The sequence below is a fragment of the Betaproteobacteria bacterium genome (assembly GCA_016194905.1).
Lineage (GTDB): Bacteria > Pseudomonadota > Gammaproteobacteria > Burkholderiales > JACQAP01 > JACQAP01.
Window position 1 is genome coordinate 375,551 of sequence record JACQAP010000008.1, and the last position, 19,174, is coordinate 394,724.

A 19,174-nucleotide genomic window follows, 5' to 3' on the forward strand; every position below is an offset into this window, starting at 1 on the left:
CGATCCGGGATCTTTGCCGTGGCGGGAGAGTTGAGGCATAGGGTGGTCCGACCCGACAGTGGCCAGTGGGTCCGTCAGTCAGGCAATCCCATTGTTTTCAGTTGCGCGGCCATCCGATCCAGCACGGCGGGCGAGAAAACCATCGCCTTCTTGAATTTGGCGACAGTTAGGCCCGGATACGCCGAGCACAGGTGCGCGAATTCAACCTTCGCCTCCTCCACGCGGTCCGCTCCGACCAGAGAGCAGACGAGATTGCGCAGGATCCAGAGGGCGTGCGGGCGCTCCTGCAGCGCGCGCCGGTACAACGCCACCGCCTCCTCATATCGTTCGGCGACCTCGTTCGCCGAGCCCATGCCGACGTAGTTGTTGAAGTTCATCGGATCGAGCGGACTCAATCGCAGGGCGCGCTGGAAATACTCGGTCGCGCGCTCGGGATGATCGGAGTAGTTCTCGACCCAGCCCAGCCGGCTCCACGCCCAAGCCGCGTTCGGATCGAGCGCCACCGCGCGTTCGAGCATGATGCGCGCGGTGCCGTAGTTGCGCAGAAAGGTGTGCACCGCCCCGAGCACAGCGAGAATGAGCGGGTCATCGCCGCTCAGTTCGGCTGCCTTCTCGGCGTGGCTCAGCGCCGCGCTTCTTGCCGCGTCGATGTCATCGGTCCAGTTATAGACCATGCGCTGAGCATGGCACCAGCCGGCGAGAGACAGGGCGAGCGGGTACTCGGGATCGATCGCGAGCGCCTGTCCCAGCAATTTCAGCGCATTCTCGCTGGCCTCCATCTCCAGCGCCCACACGAGGGGCATCGCGCGCATGGTGTAGTCGTACGCGCCAAGGTCCTGGGGACGCTTGCGCCGCGCGCGCTCGATTTCGGCGAGACGGATCGAGGGCTGCAATGCTCCTGCGACCTGTTCTGTGATGCGGTCCTGAAGCTCGAAGAGGTCTTCCAACGTGCCATCGACGCGATCGGCCCAGATGTGCGCGTTCGCAACAGCGTCGATCAACTGCACCGTGATGCGCAGGCGGTTGCCAGCCTTCTGCACGCTGCCCTCCAGAAGATAGCGTACGCCCAGTTCCCGACCGACCTCCGGGACATTGACCGCCCGGCCCTTGTAGCGGAACGCGGAATTGCGCGCGATGACGAAAAACGAGCGGATGCGGGAGAGCGTCGCGGTGATCGCCTCGACCACCCCATCGGCGAAAAATTCCTGCTCCGGATCTCCCGACATGTTGTTGAACGGCAGCACTGCGATCGACGGTTTGTCGGGCAGGACGAGCGGCGCGCCGTGCCCTTCCGGCGCGGCGCCAGCGCCCCCGACTGTGCCTTCGATTCGCACGCGGTAGGCGCGAACGGGATGGGCAATGTTCTTCACCGTATGCTCGCCCATGTCTTCGAACACTGTCGGCAGCCGATCGCGTTGCGCGGTCTGTACCGCCTCCGAGACCACGGTGCCGCCCGGCTCAGCGAGGCTCTCCAGCCGCGCCGCGATGTTCACCCCGTCGCCGTAGACCGTGCCGTCTGCCTTCTCCATCACGTCCCCGAGGTGCACGCCGATGCGGAAGCGCATTTGCCGGTTTTCCGGTACCTTTTCCGCTGCCGAACCGAGCTCCTTCTGGACGGCTATTGCTGCGTTCACCGCGCCGGTCGCGGTTTCGAACACGGCGAGCACGGAATCTCCCGCCATGTCGATGACGCGGCCCTGGTTCGATTCGACCATCCTGCGGAAGATGCCGCGTGCGGCGTCGAGCGCAGCAACAGTTGCACGCTCATCGGCTGCCATCAGCCGCGAGTATCCCGCCACGTCAGCGGCGAGGATCGCCGCCAGGCGCTGCTTCATTTCTGTTTCGGTCAATGCCCCTCCCCGTGAGGTCACCCTCCGGGATATTACGTCGTTATTTCAACCTTGGCAGAAAATGGGCGAAGTCCGCCAGGGCGCAGATGTCTTAGGAAAGAACGTGCCTGACAAGCCAGTAAGCCGCCCCGGAAAATTAATGCCTACCCGACAGGCCGTCCGATCCAGTCCCCGCCGGGCAAAGCCTTCTCGATCAGTGTAGAGCCACTAAGTGCCGCCATTCACCGCGGATCCCCGACGCCAAGTGCGAACGGCAGCGGCACCGGTTCTGCGAACGTATCTTTGCATCAATGGGAAGCAACGCTGCCATCGGCCGCGGAGAAAGCAGCTTGCCGCCTCAAATACACCACGGGTTGTGCTGAGACGCGCCGCGCCGTCCTGGACGTCGGTCGCCGGACGGTTGCAGGCTCATCCCTTTGCAGACTATCCTCGCTGGTGATGCAGAGGCTTCCTTGCAGGGTCTCCGCGTGATATGAATTCCAAAAGGACGGGCGGGTGGACCTGATACTCAGCATCGAAGCGTTCGTGCGCGTGGCGGAGACGCAGAGCTTTGCGAACGCGTCGCGCCAGATCGGCGTCGCCAAATCCGTCGTCACCACGCGCGTCAAGCAGCTGGAAGAGCATCTCGGTGTCGCGCTGTTCCATCGCTCCACGCGCGCGGTCAAGCTCTCGGAATCGGGCGAACTGTATTACCGCGACTGCAGCGACCTGATGCAGAAGGTGCAGGACCTGTCGCTGCGCTCGCAGGGCGAGCGCAGCGCACTCAAAGGCACGCTGCGCATCCACGTTTTGCCCGGATTCGCGCTGGGCCATTTCTCCAAGGCGCTCACTGATTTTCGCAGTGCCTATCCGACCATCGATTTCGAAGTGATGGTCAACGATCGCGTGGTCGATCCGGTCAAGGAAGGACTCGACCTGGTGCTGCAGATTTTCCCACCGGCGTCGAACTCGCTGATCGAGCGGCGCCTGTTTCCGGTCCGCGGTCTGTTCTGCGCCGCGCCGGATTTTCTCAGAGGGGAATCGGAGATCGAAACGCCGCTGGACTTGCTGCGCCACGATTTCGCCTGCTACTCGTATTATCCGTGGGGCGACAAGTGGCCGCTCATCAAAGGCGCGGAACGCTTTCAGATCGCGCTGTCGCCCGTGCTGAAAACCAACAGCGTGCATCTGCTGCTCGACTTCGCGCGGGCCGGCGCCGGTGTCGCCTATCTGCCGACCATGGTTGCGGCGCCGGACCTGCTCGAGCGCCGCCTGATGCGCGTGCTGCCCGAATATTCCGCGCCGCCGCTGTGGTTGTCCGCCGTTTATCCCGCATCGCACCGTTCCACCGCGAAGGTCAAACTCTTCCTCGATTTCCTGCGCACGCGCTTTCCCAACGAACCCCAGTGGGATCAGGCATTGGGCCTGCCGCCGCTGGAACCGGGCCCCGGCGAAGACTTCTGATCGTGCATGGCCGCCGTTTGCGGCGGCGCGACATTTCGCTTGTCCAAATCCGACCGGCGCGTTCGCAATTTCAGAACGCCGCGGCTATTCCCCGCGACTCTCTCCCGGGCTACCCTTCGTCGAACGTGCCGTGGCTTCAGCGACCCGGACGCATCACAAAGGAAAGACCGGCGGGCGTAAGCGCACGGTCCGCCCCAGAGCCGCAAACACTGCGAGGAGGAGATCCCATGCAATATCAGACCCGTTTCGGTTCCCTGGACAAGTTCGAGAAGGGAACCATCGAACTCATCAACGACAACGCCAAGCACTACGTCTTCTCGAACGTCTTCGACGTGGCGAACCGCTCGAAACCTTACGAGAAAGTCGTCGTCGGCAAGAATCTGCAATACGTAATCGAGGCCCTGCGCGCGGAGGGCGATTCCGCGTGGTTCGCGGCGTCGCACGATGAATTCGCGGTGGCGATGGAGGGCGAGATCGAAGTGCATTACATCAAGCTCGACGACGCGCAAAAGATTGCGCCGGCGAGCAAGGAGGGCAGCGTGCGCATCCAGGGCGCGCCGTCGGGAAAGAAAATGGGTGTGATCAAGCTCAAGCGCGGCCACCAGGCGTTGCTGCCTGCGGGCGCGGCCTATCAGTTCCGCGCAAAGAAGCGCGGCGTGCTGCTGCTGCAGACCATTCTTGGCGAGAACTCGGTCGAGAAGTGGGGCGAGATCTGCCACCAGTAATTCCCGGACTTAAGCATCCTTTCAGCATTCCGAACAGGGGAAACGTCATGGACACAGTACAAAACGTGATTGCCACCGGGCCGGACCGCGTGACCGGTTACCGTTCCTTCCATCTGGGCTCGTTCGCGTTCAGCCGCGATGCCTATTTCGTCACCATCAAGTGGCCCGCCAAGGGCGAGACGCGCTCGCACCAGTTGCCTGCCGATGCGTTTCTGCGCGCGCTGATGCGCGACATCGCCTGGGGATTTTTCTACGGCTGGGTGAATTTCGACGAGGTGCTCGGCACCCGCAACCTCTACGGCAAGGTCGACCTGTACGCGGGCGCCTACAACGACTCGCTGAAGAAGGCGGGTGTCGACTATACCGAGCAATTCGCCACGCCGGTGATCACGGCGACATTCAAGGCGATCCTGGCCGACTGGGTCAACGAGGGATTCGATCCGTTCGCCGCACCCGAAGAAACCGGCAGTGCGTTCGGCTTCAAGCACGGCGACAACATCGCCGCGATCGAACGCTTCCGCGTCGCGACCAAGCGCATGCCCGGACTGGACGGCGATTCGCCGCTGCGCGACGATCTGCCGGTCAATCGCCAGTTCCAGGATGTGGCGCAGGACGAGCCGGAAATCCTCGCCGAGCCTGGTTTCGAGAAGGAGTTGCGTGGCTTCAACCTCTTCAAGTATCTGTCCCGTTCGGACGTCACCTGGAATCCGTCGGTGACATCCGTGTGCAAAGCCAGCCTGTTCTGCCCGACCACCGAGGAATACATCCTGCCGATCTTCCACGGCAACGACCGGGTCGAGTGGTTCGTCCAGTTGTCCGACACGATCGTCTGGGAAGTCGCGGACAAGAATACCGGTGCGCCGCGCGCACGCGTGACCATGAATGCCGGCGACGTGGCCGCCATGCCTGCTGATATTCGCCATAAAGGTTTTTCCACCAAGCGCTCGATGCTGCTGGTGTGGGAGAACGTCACGCCGGATTTGCCGAAGCGCTACGACCGTGGAGAACTCAAACCGTATCCGGTCGAGTTCTGAGAAACAGGGGCTAGGGGAGAAGCAGGGGCTAGGGGCTAGGGTCTAGGGGTTAGGGTTGAAGCGCTACGCACTATCAGGCTCTACACCCTAGCCCCTAGTCCCTAGTCCCTCACCCCTAGCCCCTGTCGCAGAAGAATGACAATGATTCAAGACAAGCTGTTCATCGACGGGGAGTTCGTCGACAGCGAAGAGCGCTCGCGCATCGCTGTCCTCAATCCGCACGACAACTCGCTGATCACCGAGGTTGCCGAGGCGAAGAAGGCCGACGTCGATCGTGCCGTCGATGCGGCGCGTCGAGCTTTCCCGGCATGGGCGAAACTGGGGGCGGCGGACCGCGGCCTGCTGCTGCTGAAGCTGGCCGATGCCATCGAAGCGAACGCCGATGAACTGGCGAAGCTGGAGTCCATCGACACCGGCCATCCTCTGCGCGATACCCGTGGGCTGGATGTTGTCAGAACGGCCGTGACCTTCCGCTACTTCGGCGGCATGGCGGACAAGTTCCAGGGCAGCGTGGTGCCGGTGGAGCAGGGGTTTCTGAATTACGTGTTGCGTGAACCGGTCGGGGTGGTCGGCCAGATCGTGCCGTGGAATTTCCCGCTGATGTTCACCAGTTGGAAGATGGGCCCGGCGCTGGCCGCGGGCAACACGGTGGTGATGAAGCCCGCGGAACTGACGCCGCTCTCCACGCTGAAGATTGCGGAGCTCGCGCGCCAGGTCGGATTTCCGAAAGGCGTGATCAACATTCTGCCCGGCTACGGCAACATTGCCGGGCAGTATCTCGCCGAGCACCCGGGTGTCGACAAGATCGCGTTCACCGGCTCGACCGCGGTCGGACGCAAGATCGTGCAGGCGTCCAGCGGCAATCTGAAGCGCGTGCAACTCGAACTCGGCGGCAAAGGCGCCAACATCGTGTTCGACGATGCCTTCCTGCCGGCGGCGATCAACGGCTCGGCCTTTGCCATCTTCCACAACCAGGGGCAGGCGTGCATCGCCGGTTCGCGGCTGATCCTGCATGAAAAGATCGCCGAGCCGTTCCTCGAAGGCTTCCTCAAGCTGGCGCGCTCGATCCGGATCGGCAACCCGCTCGACACGGAAACCGAGATGGGGCCGCTCACCTCGCAGTTGCACCGCGACCGCGTGCTTTCCTACGTGAATGTCGCCAAGGAGCAGGGCGGCGAAATCCTGCTCGGCGGCAAGCCGCCGGAGCGCGACGATCTTGCCAAAGGCTGCTACGTCGAACCGACGGTGGTGCGGGCGAAGCCGACCGATCGCGTGTCGCAGGAAGAAGTGTTCGGCCCGTTCGTGACCGTGACCACGTTCCGGGACGACGACGAAGTGCTGGCCATTGCCAACGGCACCGACTACGGATTGGGCGGCGGACTGTGGACCACCAATCTGCAGCGTGCGCACCGCATCGCGGGCGCGATGCGCAGCGGCATGATCTGGATCAACTGCTACAAGCGGGTAAATCCCGGTTCGCCGTTCGGCGGGTTCGGCAGGTCCGGCTACGGACGCGAAATGGGCTTCGAGGCGATGTACGACTACACCGAGGCCAAGTCGGTGTGGGTCAACGTGGACGCGAAGATTCCCCCTTGGTACTCCCGTTAGGTCTTGAATCACGGAGGACACGGAGAGCACGGAGAAGGGCGGAAAATTCGGTGGAGAAAGTATCTGTTTGTGGACTATGCGCAAGGAAAATGACCGATCGATGAATACAGGCAGCCATTCAGTGATCTTGCGGAGCCTCGGCTTCTCTCCGTGGTCTCCGTGTCCTCCGTGGTTCAGGATTTAACCGGATTCAGAGCGTGAGAACTTTCGTCTACAGCAGTCAGCCGTCGCGTGTGGTGTTCCGTATGGGCGCACTGGATGATGTCGTCGCGGAGATCGAGCGCCTCGGCGCACACCGCGCGCTGGTGTTATCCACGCCGGAGCAGCGCGCGTCCGCCGAGGGCGTGTCGAAGCGTCTCGGCGCCCGTTCGGCGGGTGTGTACGACAAGGCCGTGATGCACGTGCCGATCGAAACGGCTGAAGCGGCGCGCGAGGTGGCGAAGTCATTGAACGCCGATTGCTGCGTGGCGATCGGCGGCGGATCCACCATCGGGCTGGGCAAGGCAATCGCGCTGACTTCGGATCTGCCCATCCTGGCGATCCCGACCACGTTCGCCGGTTCGGAGATGACGCCGATCTACGGCATCACCGCGCAGGGCCAGAAGAAAACCGGCCGTGACCCGCGGGTGCTGCCGAAGACCGTGATCTACGATCCGCTGCTGACCATGACGCTGCCGGCGAAAATCGCCGGCCCGAGCGGCTTGAACGCGATCGCGCATTGCGTGGAAGCGCTGTACGCGCAGGACGCGAATCCGATCACATCGCTGATGGCGGAAGAGGGCATCCGCACCCTGGCGTCCAGCCTGCCGGTCGTGGTATCGCAGCCGGACAATCTCGATGCGCGCGCCGACGCGTTATACGGCGCCTGGCTCGCGGGCGCCTGCCTCGGCAACGTCGGCATGGCGATCCATCACAAGCTCTGCCACACCGTCGGTGGCACGTACAACCTGCCGCACGCCGAGACGCACACCATCATCCTGCCGCATGCCGTGCGCTACAACCGCGACGCCGCGCCGGCGGCGATGGCGCGCATCTCGCGCGCGCTCGACGGTGTCGAGCCCGCAGCCGGACTCTACGACCTGGCGCAGAAAATCGGCGCACCGCTCGCGCTCAGAGATGTCGGCATGAAAGCCGAGTCGCTCGACGAAGCGGCGCGGCTCGCGACGCAGAATCCCTATTACAACCCGCGTCCGATCGAATACGCGGCTATCCGGCAGCTTTTGCAGAATGCCTGGGAGGGAAACCGGCCCGGGTAGCGTCCGCTTCACACCGCAGCAGCTCCATCACCATATAAACAGAGGAGGAGAAGTCATGCAGAGCAATCGATTCCAGCGCCGTCGTGCGCTGATCCAGGCCGGCGGCGCCATCGCCGGCACCGCGGCGTTAGGCGTCCCGTCGCTTGTATTCGCGCAGGAGAAGACTGTCAAGATCGGTTTCGTTTCGCCGCAGACCGGTCCGCTCGCGCCGTTCGGCGAAGCCGATGCGTTCATCATCGGGCAAATGGTCAAGCTGTTCGCCGGAGGCATCGACCTCGGCGGCAGGAAGGTCGCGGTCTCCATCGTGCAGAAGGACAGTCAGTCCAGCCCCAACCGCGCCGGCGAAGTCGCGAACGACCTCATCCTCAAGGAGAAGATCGACCTCATGCTGGTGTCGTCGACACCGGAAACCACCAACCCCGTGTCAGATGCCTGCGAACTGAACGAGATTCCCTGCATCTCCACGGTGGCGCCATGGCAGCCCTGGTTTTTCGGCCGCAAGGGCGACCCGGCGAAGGGCTTCGATTGGACTTATCACATGTTCTGGGGACTCGAGGACGTGATCGGCAATTTCCTCGCCGGCTGGAAATCGGTGCAGACCAACAAGAAGGTGGGCGGCTTGTTCCCGAACGATGGTGACGGCAATGCCTGGGGCGACAAGGAACGCGGCTTCCCCGGACCGCTGGCGAAGGAAGGCTTCACGCTGCTCGATCCGGGCCGCTTCCAGAACATGAACAACGATTTCTCAGCGCAGATCGCGGCGTTCAAGAAAGACAACATCGAGATCGTCACCGGCGTCGTGATTCCTCCTGATGCCAAGACCTTCCTGACGCAGGCAAAGCAGCAGGGCTTCAAGCCGAAGGTCGTTACGCTGGGCAAGGCGCTGCTGTTCCCCGGCGCGATCGAGGCGCTCGGCGATCTCGGCGACGGCCTGTCGTCCGAAGTCTGGTGGTCGCCTTCGCATCCGTTCACGTCATCGCTGACCAAGCAGAGCGCGAAGCAGCTTGCCGAATCCTACGAGACTGCGACCAAGCGGCAGTGGACGCAGCCGATCGGCTTCGCCCACGCGTTGTTCGAAGTGGCGGTCGATGCGTTGAAGCGCACCAAAGATCTCGGCAGTCACGCGTCGATTCGCGATGCGGTCGCCGCGACGAACCTGAAGACCGTAGTCGGCGACGTGAAGTGGGGCGGCGGCGGACCGTTCAAGAACGTGAGCAAGACGCCGCTGGTGCTTGGCCAATGGGTCAAGGGCACAAAACACAAGTACGAACTGGTGATCGTCAACAACTCGCAGACGCCCAATATTCCGACCGGCGGTAAACTCAAACTGATTGCCTGAGCCTGATTTTTTTCTCCGGAGCGAAATGGATGCCGGCGATTCTCGCGCTCGAGAACGTCAGTAAGAGCTTTGGCGCGCTCAAGGTGACCGACGGCATCACGCTGTCGGTCACCGAAGGCGAGACGCTGGGCATTCTCGGCCCCAACGGGGCGGGCAAGACGACGCTGTTCAACCTGATCAGCGGCGATTTCCATGCCGATTCCGGCCGCGTGCTTTTCGGCGGGGAGGACGTGACCTTTCAACCGCCGCATCACCGCTGCCGCTCCGGCATCGGCCGTTCCTATCAGATTCCGCAGCCTTTCGGCGCGATGACCGTGTTCGAGAACCTTGTCGCCGCGGCTTCGTTCGGCACGGGAACCTCGGAGAAGGCAACCTACGCGCACGCGGTGGAGATCCTGCGTGAAACCAGATTGCTGGCGAAAGCAAACCGGCTCGCCGGCAACCTGAACTTGCTCGATCGCAAACGTCTCGAACTCGCGCGCGCGCTGGCGACGCAACCGAAAGTGCTGCTGCTCGACGAAATCGCCGGCGGACTGACCGAGCACGAAGCAGTCGAACTGGTCGAGGAAATCCGCCGCATCAAGACGCAGGGCGTGACCATGATCTGGATCGAGCATGTGGTGCACGCGCTGCTCGCCGTTGCGGATCGGTTGTTCGTCATCAACTTCGGTCAGAAGCTCGCCGAAGGCGAGCCGTCCACGGTGATGAACGATCCCGAGGTCCGGCGTGTTTACATGGGCCTGGAAGTTTAGAGCAAGGTCAAGATCTTCAACGCAGAGGCGCAGAGAAGAACAAGAGGACGCAGAGGAAAAGAATTATGAATGGATCTTGGACGGGTAGAATTTTCTTTGAGTGCAATGGCGCTTATCTACATGCGCCGCCCGACCTTGCCGCGGGTTCTCTCCCGCTATTGTTTTCCTCTGCGCCCTCTGCGATCTCCGCGCCTAAAAGGGTACTCCGACGTGCTACGCACGTAGGGTATCTGTGTTGGGTGTTGACCTAGACACCATGGCATTGCTGGCGACAAATAAACTCGAGTCTTTCTACGGCGACTTCCAGGCGCTGTTCGGCATCGATTTCGAAATTCAGCGCGGCGAAATCGTCGCGATGATCGGCTCCAACGGCGCGGGCAAGTCGACCTTCCTGAAAACCGTTTGCGGTTTGCTCAGGGCGGGTGCGGATGCAATCGTATTCGACGGCCAGCCGATCGGCGGCGTCGCGCCCGGCAAGATCGTGCAGCGTGGAATTGCCATGGTGCCCGAAGGCCGCCGCTTGTTTCCCAGCCTGTCGGTCGAGGAAAACCTGCTGATGGGTGCGTACGCAAAGCGCACCGGTCCGTGGACTCTCGATGCGGTCTACGCGCTGTTTCCAATTCTGAACGAAAGACGACACAGTCCCGCAACGGCGCTGTCGGGCGGGCAGCAACAGATGGCGGCGATCGGCCGCGCGCTGATGAGCAATCCGAAGCTGCTGATCTGCGATGAACTCTCCCTTGGGCTCGCGCCGATCGTGGTGAAGGAGATCTACGATGCGCTGCCCCGTGTCTGCTCGGACGGCATGACCGCGATCATCGTCGAGCAGGACGTCGGCCTGGCGCAGAAGGTGTCGAGCCGGCTGTATTGCTTGCAGGAGGGGAGGGTGACGCTCAGCGGTATCAGCAGGGAGCTGACGAGGGAGCAGATTTCGCACGCCTATTTTGGCGTGTAGACGAAGGGCAGAGTGCTGAGGACTGAGTAAGAGCGAATGTACAACCGCCAATCACCAATCACCAGTTACCAATCACGTCGTCACGTCGTCACGACCATCACGCCGTCACGGCTCTTCCAATGCTAGACACCCTCACCCAGGGCATCCTTCTCGGCGGCCTGTACGCCCTGTTCGCCATGGGGCAGTCGCTGATCTTCGGCGTGATGCGGCTGACGAATACCGCGCACGGCGACTTCATTATCCTCGCTGCTTTTGCGGCGTTCTCGGTGGTGGCTGCGCTCGGCATGACGCCGGCGGTTGCGCCATGGATTGCACTGGGACTGCTGCTGCCGGTCGGCTTCGCGGCCGGCTACGGCCTGCAGCGCTTTGTGCTGAACGGCACGCTCGGGCGCGATCCGCTGCCGTCGCTGGTGGTGACGTTCGGGCTCGCGATCGTGATCCAGAACCTGTTGCAGGAAATCTATACCGCCGATCCCCGCTCGATCGAGTCGGGCGGCTTCAATACCGCGAGCATTGCGTTGGCCGGTGGACTGGCGGTCGGCACGCTGCCGCTGATGATCTTCTTCATTGCCGTGGCGATGGCGATTGCGATGCAGTGGCTGTTCGACCACACGCCGCTCGGCCGGGCGTTCCGCGCGGTGAGCGACGATCGCGACGCCGCCGAACTGATGGGCCTCGACTATCGCCACGTCTACGCACTGGCGACCGGCATCGCCTTTCTGCTGATCGTGTTCGCCGGGACGCTGCATGGCATGAAAACGACGGTCTCGCCTTCGGACGGCCCTGCGCTGCTGCTGTTCGCGTTCGAAGCGGTAATCATCGGCGGCATGGGATCGTTCTACGGCACCCTGGCCGGGGGCATCCTCCTCGGTGTAACCCAGGCCATCGGGTTCCGCTTCGATCCGGGGTGGGGCATCTGGTTCGGGCACATCGTGTTCCTGACCATGCTTCTGTTTCGTCCTTCTGGTTTGTTTCCTAAGACCCAATGACTACACCCAACGCAGCAGCTTCAGCTCCAAGTGTTCCCTTGAGTGTTTCACCTTAAGGCGCAGAGAAAAACATGAGAGCGCAGAGGATGCGGAAAATGAGACGGCTGGCAATTTGGTGTCGATGCGCGGGCTACTCAGATGAATGTAGACACACCCTGCGACTTCTATCGCACATATTTCTCCTGACATCGCATTCCTCTGTGTCCTCCGTGTCCTCTGCGCCTCTGCGTTGGGTGGAGGTTTGATGTCCTATGTAGTAGAAAGAGCGACGCGTGCGAGCCGTGTCGGCGGCGTGCTAGCGCTCATCCTTGCTTCGTTCCTCGCGACATTTCCGTTCTGGGCGGATGCCGGCTGGATGCGCGAGTTCAACGAGATGGCCTGCTATCTGATTTTCGCCATGATGTGGAACCTGCTCGCCGGCTATGGCGGCATGGTGTCCATCGGCCAGCAGGCATTCCTCGGTCTGGGCGGTTACGCCATGCTGGTGATGGGCAACTTCTTCGGTATCAATCCCTTCGTGGCCGTGCCGATCGCCGCGCTGCTGACGATGCTGGTTGCCCTGCCGGTTTCGGTGGCGGCGTTCCGGTTGCAGGGCGGTTATTTCGCCATCGGCACCTGGGTGATCTCGGAAGTGTTCCGGCTCTCCATCGCCAATGTCTCCGCGGTCGGCGGCGGCTCCGGCACGAGTCTTACCGCGCTGCGCGGCATCGACAAGGCAACGCGGGTGTCGGTGACTTTCTGGTTGTGCCTGGTGTCCGCGTTCGCGTCGGTTGCACTTGTGTACTGGTTCCTGCGTTCGCGCCAGGGCCTGGCATTGCTCGCCATCCGCGACAGCGAAGTCGCTTCCGAAAGCCAGGGCGTGAACGTGCGTGCCACCAAGCTTGGTGTGTATCTGGTTGCTGCGTTCGGTGCAGGGTTGGCGGGGGCGCTGTATTTCCTCGGCAACCTGCGCATTTCCCCGGATGCGGCCTTCACCGTGAACTGGACCGCGTTCTCGATTTTCATCGTCATGATCGGCGGCATCGGCACGATAGAAGGTCCGATCATGGGCGTGGTGCTGTTCTATTTGTTGAACAAGTTCTTCTCCGATTACGGTACCTGGTATCTGGTCGGGCTAGGGCTGCTGGCGATTTTGGTCACGATCAAGTTTCCGCGCGGATTGTGGGGCTGGATTTCGCACAAATACGGCCTTCATTTCTTCCCCGTCCAACGCCGGCTGTTGCTGCCGACCGATGCCGGAGCGAATGACAGGAGACCTTAGGCCGACGCGCCGATCGCGCGTGCCCAGGGATAACGAGTTGCACGAGTTCGTTAGTTGCATGTGCCAACGTTCACCAACTTCACAGGAGGAGCCATGGATCAGAAACAACCGTCAAACGAAACTCCAAATTCTTCGCGTCGAGACTTCCTCAAAGTCGCCGGGGCCGGTACCGCTGCCGCAACCTTTGGGGCAATAACTCTATCGAGCAAGGAAGCCGCCGCTGCCGAAACTTTTGATGCCGAGTACGACATCGTCGTGGTCGGCGGCGGTGGCGCAGGATTGCCATCGGCACTGTTCTCCCGCTGGCTCGGCAACAAGGTCATGGTGCTGGAAAAGGCGGCGACGCTGGGAGGAACGTCGTTCAAGGCGGCCTACTGGTACTGGGTGCCCAACAATGCCGGCATGCGCAAGGCCGGCATGCCGGACGACAAGCAGCACTTCCTGCGCTACGTCGCACGCTTGAGCCAGCCGCAGTACTTCGATCCCAATCATCCCCGCTATGGGCTTTCCGAGTGGGAATACAGCATGTGCGAGGCGATCTACGATAGTGCGTCGGTGGGCACCGAACTGCTGGCGGAGAAAGGCGCGTTGCCGTATCGGCACGTGGCTCCTGTGCCGGATTACTTCGCGGAAATGGAGACCATCGGCGCGACCGGCCGGGTTCTCTTCCCCAAGGACGGCGCGCCCTCCATGTCCGACGGCGGTCAGGTCGCGACCCGCACTCTGTCGACGGCGTGCCGGCGCGACGGCGTGACCATCAGGACCGGGCACCGCGTGCAGAAAGTGATCCGCAACGACAAGGGCGAGGTCATCGGAGTCGAGGTCCAGAACGATGACGGCATGATCCGCGTCAAGGCCCGCAAGGCCGTGATCTTCGCGACCGGCGGCTTCACCCACGATGAGGAACTGCGCAAGAACTTTCTCTCCGTCCCGGCCTACGGCGGCTGTGCCGCAATGACCAACGAAGGCGACTTCGTGCGCATCTCGAGCACCCTGGGCGTGCAACTGCGCAACATGAACTACGCGTGGATGTGCCCGATCTCGTTCGAGAAAGCGATCGCCAAGGACCCTTCGATGATCGGCTGCTTCTCGGTGGCGGGCGATTCGATGATTTTCGTGGACAAGCGCGGCAAGCGCGTGGTCAACGAGAAGCTGCACTACAACGAACTGGCGCAGAAATTCTTCGAGTGGGACGGCGCCAACGCGGAGTTCCCTTACCTCATCCTGACCTCGATCTGGGATCAGCGCGCGCAGGACCATTCGGCGAGCCATGAATACGGCCGCCTGATCGTGCCGCCCAGCATCGATGACCGCCATGTCATCAAGGGCGCCACGTTGGAGGAACTCGCCGCGAACATCGACGCGCGCCTGCAGAAATACGCCGGGCAGAATGGTGGCATGCGCATCACGGCCGAATACGTCGCCAACCTCAAGGCGAGCATCGCGCGCTTCAACGAATTCGCCAGGACGGGCAAGGATCTCGACTTCCATCGCGGTGAGCGCGGCGTCGATCTGCTGTTCAACGGCAACGTCAAGGACGAACCGGGCCGCAAGAATCCGACCATGTGGCCGATCAGCGACAAGGGGCCGTACTACGCGGCGTTCGTCACCGGTGGCACGCTCGACACCAAGGGCGGGCCGAAGACCAATCCCGAGGGCCAGGTGCTGGACCTCGCGGACAAGCCGATTCCCGGGCTCTACGGTGTGGGCAACTGCGTGGCCTCCGCATCCGGACGCGCCTATTGGGCCGGTGGCGGCACGCTGGGACCGATCATCGGGTTCGCGTACCGCGCGGCGAATCAGGCCAACAAGGAGCCGGCGAGAGGGTGATTGCGCGCGCGTGGTGTCGGGGCGGACGGTCGTCCGCCCCGTCGTTCCGAGTGGGCGGGAGTCATGGATTCATTGTTTCGATTCGGACCATTTGGAGGGGAAGATGAGCAAGTTTGTTACCGCCGTGAAGGCGGTTATGGAGGGCGCAGTCGTGGTGGCATTCGTCGCAACGGCGATGCCTTTGTTCGCGGCGGACGATCTGGCCGCGGCGAAAGCGTACACCGTTCGTTACTGCAGCCAATGCCATACGTTCGAGCAGGGAGAGAAGCACGGCCAGGGCCCGAACTTGTTCGGGTTGATCGGGCGTGAGGCGGCGGCCGCGCCCGGATTCGTCTATTCCGAAGGCATCAAGGAAGCGTTGAAAGGTAAAGTGTGGGACCTCGATTTGCTCGACGCCTGGCTGACCGACACCATCGCCGTTGCGCCCAAGGCGCAGATGATCTACTTCCAGGACGATCCGAAGGTGCGCGCCAAGCTGATTCGTTATCTCGAGTCTCTGAAATAGATAGGCACTAAAGGAAGCTTCACGGAGGATGGACCATGGGTAACCTGACCGAACAGAATCTCATCAATACGGTGCTGGAAAAACTGGAAGGCGCGAAGGACCCGCGCTTCAAGCAGGTCATGTCCAGCCTCATCAAGCACTTGCACGCCTTCGTGCGCGAGACTGAGCTGACTGAGGCCGAATGGCTCACCGGCATCCAGTTCCTGACCGCGACCGGCAAGAAGTGCGACGACAAGCGGCAGGAGTACATCCTGCTGTCCGACACGCTCGGCGTATCCATGCTGGTCGATGCGATCAACCATCGCAAACCCGGCGGCGCGACCGAGACCACGGTGCTCGGCCCATTCTATGTTTCGGGTGCGAAGGACATGCCGATGTGGGCCGACATCGCCGGCAATGCCCCAGGCGTGCCGGCCTATGTATCGGGCCGGGTGCTGGACGTGAGCGGCAAACCAATTGCCGGCGCCATGCTGGATGTATGGCAGACCGACGGCGAAGGTTTCTACGACGTGCAGCGGCCGGGCGGCAATGAACACTACACTCGCGGCAGGTTCACCACCGGCGCGGATGGCCGCTACGGTTTTCGCACAGTGAAGCCGGTCAGCTATCCGGTGCCCACCGACGGACCGGTCGGCAGGATGCTGCTCGGCATGGGCCGGCATCCGTACCGTCCCGCGCACGTGCACGTGATCGCAACGTCGCCGGGCTACGACCGGATCGCCACGCACCTGTTCGTCGAAGGCGACGAGTATCTCGATTCCGACGCGGTATTCGGCGTCAAACATTCCCTCGTGGTGGACTTCAAGGATCATCCCGCCGGGCCGACGCCTGACGGCAAGAAATCTTCTGCGCCGTTCTGTACCGCCGAGTTCGACTTCAGGCTGGTCCGGTCTTGAACAGAGGTGACCATGAAGACACGAAGGCACGAGGAGAAGAAAAGGCAATCGTGGTTATATTTGGCTGTGAGCAGTAGATGAGCGACTGGAAGGAACTGCCCTTTGCGCCAACGGAAGGGACTGCACTTTGCATGCTGGCGGAAATCCCGGACAAAGGCGCGAAGGAAGTGGTATTCGGCGAAGGCTACGACAGCTTCCGCGTTCTGCTGCTGCGTTCAGGTGAAGGCGTGCGCGCCTATCGCAATCGCTGTGCGCACGTCCACATCCCGCTGAACTACGAGCCCGACGTGTTCCATATCCTCGATGGGGAGGTGCTGATGTGCGCGCACCACGGCGCGATGTATCGCATCGCGGATGGCATGTGCTTCGACGGTCCTTGCGAGGGTGCGAGCCTTATGCCGATTCCGGTCGTCGTTAAAGACGACGGTGTCGTGATGGGTAGCGAATTTTAAATCGTAGTTTCCCCTGGCCTCTTATGCCAGTGGAAGAGGCTGGCGTTGTACTTCATCGAGGAATTCACCTATTCTTGATCCACTGGTCCCGAACAATCCGTTCAAGGAAAGCGCTCGCACGCATCTAAATCCCAAGCAAGGAGGAGGCCAATATGACGCATAAGCAGAAGCGATTGCAGATTGCAGCGATTGGGTTGAGTGTGGCGGCGTCGATCTTTGTAGGCGGTTCGATCCACGCCGCCGACCTGAAGGTCGGCGTCGACTTGTCCCTGACCGGCGGAACCGAGGACTACGGCAAGGCGGCGCAGAACGGCGCGCTTCTCGCGCTCAAGGATTACAACGCCAAGGGCGGCTACAAGGGGCAGAAGGTGGAAGCCGTCATCTACGATGACGAGACCAAGCCCGCCAAAGGAGTGGAGAACGTCACCCGCCTGATCACGCGCGACAAGGTCTTCGCAATCATCGGTCCCGTCAATTCCGGGGTTGCGCTCGCGATCATCGACATCGCGCAGAAAAACCAGATTGCGCTGGTGGACACCATCGCCACTGCGGAACCCATCATCCAGCGCTACCAGAGCGCACCCAAGAGTTACATCTTCCGCGTCTCCCTGAATGACGGTTACCAGACCTCGTTCATGGTGGACCACATTGTGAAGAAGAAGCATCGGCGCATCGGCCTGATGCACGATTCGACGGGATGGGGGCAGAGCGGCCGCGATACGGCGCTGCGCCAGCTCAAGGATGCCAAGCTCGATATCGTAGCGGGGCCCGAGGTCTTCGACCAGAACGATACCGACATGACGGCGCAACTTACCAAGATGAGAGACGCCAATGTCGATTTCATCATCGCTTACTCGCTCGCGCCAGCCGGCGTGCAGCTCGCGAAGAGCATGCAGAAAATCGATCTGCGCCTGCCCTGGACCGGGACCTGGGGGCTGACCGCGCCGAATTTCCTGAAGCTGGGCGGCAAAGATGTCGTCGAAGGCGTGATGGCGGTGACCTCCTACACGATCGATCACAGCGACAGGGCCAAGGCTTTCCACGCCAGGATCGAGCAGGAGTACAAGGACCAGGGCGGCGATTTCTTCCCGGTGGCCACGGCACAGACCTTCGACGGCATGCGGCTGGTGCTGCGCGCGCTCGATATGGTGGGGCCGGACCCGGTCAAGATCCGCGACGCCCTGGAACAGATCGACGCCTTCAACGACGCGTTGACCCAGATGAAGCCGCATCCCTTCAGCAAAGAGAATCACGAAGCGCTCGGGCGCGACAGCGGTTTTCTGGCGATATGGCGAAACGGTAGATTGGTGCGCGCCGACTAGGCAGCGCTGGGCAGCCGGACCGGCTCGCGGCGCAAGCACCGCGAGCGGAACTCTTGAGGGGGAGGGGGCATGGAGACGATCGGCGTCAAGCTCTGGCAGGCGATCGTGAGCGGGTTGTCGATCGGCAGTATCTACGCCCTGATTGCCCAGGGCTACTACATCACCTACGTCACCACCGGAGCGCTGAACTTCGGGCAGGGCGAGTTCCTGATGGCCGGTGCGCTGCTCGGATTGACTGCCTACGTAACCCTCGGCCTGCCTTATGCGGCGGCGGTCTTCATTGCCGTTGCGGTCACGGCGCTCATGGGCGTCGGACTCGAGCGGGTGGCGATCCGCCCGGTGATGCGCCATGCGCTGTCGTTAAGCTGGGTGCTGAGTACCGTGGCGATCAGCATCATCCTCAAGAACGCGGCGGTGCAGATCTGGGGGCCGGAGCAGATCAAGTTTCCGTCTCCCTTCGGCTCGCAGGTGATACGCATCGGGCGGGCGGGAATCTTTCCGCAGGAGCTGTTCGTCATCGTGGCCGCGATCGGTACCGTGTTCGCGGTCCAGGTATTCCTCAGGCGCGCCGTTCTGGGCAAGGCATTGATGGCGGTGGCGTTCAACCGCAATGCCGCGGCGGTGATGGGGATCAACGTCAAGCGGATGATCGTCCTGGCGTTCGTGCTTTCCTCCGCGCTCGCGGGGCTCGGCGGCGTGCTGGTCGCGCCGATCACCTTCGCTTGGGCCTACATGGGGACGGTGCCGGGCATCAAGGCCTTCGCCGCGGCGATCTTCGGCGGCCTCGAGCATCCGATCGGGATCCTGATCGGCGGGCTGACCATCGGCCTGCTCGAGCAAGTCTTCGGACTCATCAACTCGAACATCAAGGAAGGCATCACCTTCCTCGCGGTGCTGTTGTTCCTGGCTGTCCGCCCCACCGGCCTCATGGGGCGCAAGGACATCACGAAGGTCTGA

Annotated in this window: 17 protein-coding genes; 16 read left to right on the forward strand and 1 reads right to left on the reverse strand. The window is 62.1% G+C overall.

The genetic code is table 11. From position 1 onward, the window contains the following. Positions 1-74 precede the first annotated feature (74 nt). A complete protein-coding gene (locus HY067_05235) occupies positions 75-1,835 on the reverse strand; it encodes an adenylate/guanylate cyclase domain-containing protein (protein MBI3527354.1) in 1,761 nt (586 codons plus the stop codon). Between the two features lie 510 nt (positions 1,836-2,345). Here HY067_05235 and HY067_05240 point away from each other — a divergent pair. The 16 genes from HY067_05240 to HY067_05315 all read left to right on the forward strand — a co-directional run bounded on the left by HY067_05240 (position 2,346) and on the right by HY067_05315 (position 19,174). Beyond that, positions 2,346-3,293, forward strand: a complete 948-nt coding sequence (locus tag HY067_05240; protein ID MBI3527355.1) for a LysR family transcriptional regulator — start codon at positions 2,346-2,348, stop codon at positions 3,291-3,293. Positions 3,294-3,520: 227 nt separating this feature from the next. Then, positions 3,521-4,018, forward strand: coding sequence for a hydroxyquinol 1,2-dioxygenase (locus HY067_05245; GenBank protein ID MBI3527356.1), 498 nt, complete (start codon positions 3,521-3,523; stop codon positions 4,016-4,018). Positions 4,019-4,065: 47 nt separating this feature from the next. Beyond that, complete coding sequence (locus HY067_05250; protein MBI3527357.1) at positions 4,066-5,052, forward strand: hydroxyquinol 1,2-dioxygenase; 987 nt, start codon at positions 4,066-4,068, stop codon at positions 5,050-5,052. A gap of 144 nt (positions 5,053-5,196) precedes the next feature. Then, a complete protein-coding gene (locus HY067_05255; GenBank protein ID MBI3527358.1) occupies positions 5,197-6,660 on the forward strand; it encodes an aldehyde dehydrogenase family protein in 1,464 nt (487 codons plus the stop codon). A gap of 197 nt (positions 6,661-6,857) precedes the next feature. After that, positions 6,858-7,916 (forward strand): maleylacetate reductase, encoded by a 1,059-nt coding sequence (locus tag HY067_05260; GenBank protein MBI3527359.1) that lies wholly within the window; start codon positions 6,858-6,860, stop codon positions 7,914-7,916. A 55-nt stretch (positions 7,917-7,971) separates the two neighbouring features. Further along, entirely contained in the window at positions 7,972-9,255 is a 1,284-nt protein-coding gene (locus HY067_05265) for an ABC transporter substrate-binding protein (protein MBI3527360.1), read from the forward strand. 29 nt (positions 9,256-9,284) lie between these two features. Next, entirely contained in the window at positions 9,285-10,007 is a 723-nt protein-coding gene (locus HY067_05270; GenBank protein MBI3527361.1) for an ABC transporter ATP-binding protein, read from the forward strand. A gap of 256 nt (positions 10,008-10,263) precedes the next feature. Then, positions 10,264-10,962: an ABC transporter ATP-binding protein gene (locus HY067_05275; protein MBI3527362.1), complete on the forward strand. Its 699-nt coding sequence runs from the start codon at positions 10,264-10,266 to the stop codon at positions 10,960-10,962. A 119-nt stretch (positions 10,963-11,081) separates the two neighbouring features. Continuing rightward, positions 11,082-11,951 carry a branched-chain amino acid ABC transporter permease gene (locus HY067_05280; GenBank protein ID MBI3527363.1) on the forward strand — a complete coding sequence of 290 codons (870 nt, stop codon included), beginning with the start codon at positions 11,082-11,084 and terminating at the stop codon, positions 11,949-11,951. Between the two features lie 244 nt (positions 11,952-12,195). Next, positions 12,196-13,212 (forward strand): branched-chain amino acid ABC transporter permease, encoded by a 1,017-nt coding sequence (locus HY067_05285; protein MBI3527364.1) that lies wholly within the window; start codon positions 12,196-12,198, stop codon positions 13,210-13,212. A gap of 93 nt (positions 13,213-13,305) precedes the next feature. Then, a complete protein-coding gene (locus HY067_05290; protein MBI3527365.1) occupies positions 13,306-15,042 on the forward strand; it encodes an FAD-dependent oxidoreductase in 1,737 nt (578 codons plus the stop codon). 103 nt (positions 15,043-15,145) lie between these two features. After that, positions 15,146-15,547 (forward strand): c-type cytochrome, encoded by a 402-nt coding sequence (locus HY067_05295; GenBank protein MBI3527366.1) that lies wholly within the window; start codon positions 15,146-15,148, stop codon positions 15,545-15,547. Between the two features lie 35 nt (positions 15,548-15,582). Continuing rightward, positions 15,583-16,443: an intradiol ring-cleavage dioxygenase gene (locus HY067_05300; protein MBI3527367.1), complete on the forward strand. Its 861-nt coding sequence runs from the start codon at positions 15,583-15,585 to the stop codon at positions 16,441-16,443. 77 nt (positions 16,444-16,520) lie between these two features. After that, positions 16,521-16,895 carry a Rieske 2Fe-2S domain-containing protein gene (locus HY067_05305; protein ID MBI3527368.1) on the forward strand — a complete coding sequence of 125 codons (375 nt, stop codon included), beginning with the start codon at positions 16,521-16,523 and terminating at the stop codon, positions 16,893-16,895. 152 nt (positions 16,896-17,047) lie between these two features. Next, positions 17,048-18,217, forward strand: coding sequence for an ABC transporter substrate-binding protein (locus tag HY067_05310; protein ID MBI3527369.1), 1,170 nt, complete (start codon positions 17,048-17,050; stop codon positions 18,215-18,217). Between the two features lie 69 nt (positions 18,218-18,286). Further along, the gene (locus HY067_05315; GenBank protein ID MBI3527370.1) at positions 18,287-19,174 is read left to right on the forward strand and encodes a branched-chain amino acid ABC transporter permease; all 888 of its coding nucleotides are present in this window, start codon (positions 18,287-18,289) and stop codon (positions 19,172-19,174) included.

What these genes read in the sequence shown, in the direction of transcription:
- HY067_05245 (MBI3527356.1), top strand. Translation starts at nt 3,521, where the DNA reads ATGCAATATCAGACCCGTTTCGGTTCCCTGGACAAGTTCGAGAAGGGA.
- HY067_05295 (MBI3527366.1), top strand. Translation starts at nt 15,146, where the DNA reads ATGAGCAAGTTTGTTACCGCCGTGAAGGCGGTTATGGAGGGCGCAGTC.
- HY067_05315 (MBI3527370.1), top strand. Translation starts at nt 18,287, where the DNA reads ATGGAGACGATCGGCGTCAAGCTCTGGCAGGCGATCGTGAGCGGGTTG.
- HY067_05285 (MBI3527364.1), top strand. Translation starts at nt 12,196, where the DNA reads ATGTCCTATGTAGTAGAAAGAGCGACGCGTGCGAGCCGTGTCGGCGGC.
- HY067_05270 (MBI3527361.1), top strand. Translation starts at nt 9,285, where the DNA reads ATGCCGGCGATTCTCGCGCTCGAGAACGTCAGTAAGAGCTTTGGCGCG.
- HY067_05290 (MBI3527365.1), top strand. Translation starts at nt 13,306, where the DNA reads ATGGATCAGAAACAACCGTCAAACGAAACTCCAAATTCTTCGCGTCGA.
- HY067_05305 (MBI3527368.1), top strand. Translation starts at nt 16,521, where the DNA reads ATGAGCGACTGGAAGGAACTGCCCTTTGCGCCAACGGAAGGGACTGCA.
- HY067_05310 (MBI3527369.1), top strand. Translation starts at nt 17,048, where the DNA reads ATGACGCATAAGCAGAAGCGATTGCAGATTGCAGCGATTGGGTTGAGT.
- HY067_05280 (MBI3527363.1), top strand. Translation starts at nt 11,082, where the DNA reads ATGCTAGACACCCTCACCCAGGGCATCCTTCTCGGCGGCCTGTACGCC.
- HY067_05235 (MBI3527354.1), bottom strand. Translation starts at nt 1,835, where the DNA reads ATGAAGCAGCGCCTGGCGGCGATCCTCGCCGCTGACGTGGCGGGATAC.
- HY067_05300 (MBI3527367.1), top strand. Translation starts at nt 15,583, where the DNA reads ATGGGTAACCTGACCGAACAGAATCTCATCAATACGGTGCTGGAAAAA.
- HY067_05275 (MBI3527362.1), top strand. Translation starts at nt 10,264, where the DNA reads ATGGCATTGCTGGCGACAAATAAACTCGAGTCTTTCTACGGCGACTTC.
- HY067_05250 (MBI3527357.1), top strand. Translation starts at nt 4,066, where the DNA reads ATGGACACAGTACAAAACGTGATTGCCACCGGGCCGGACCGCGTGACC.
- HY067_05265 (MBI3527360.1), top strand. Translation starts at nt 7,972, where the DNA reads ATGCAGAGCAATCGATTCCAGCGCCGTCGTGCGCTGATCCAGGCCGGC.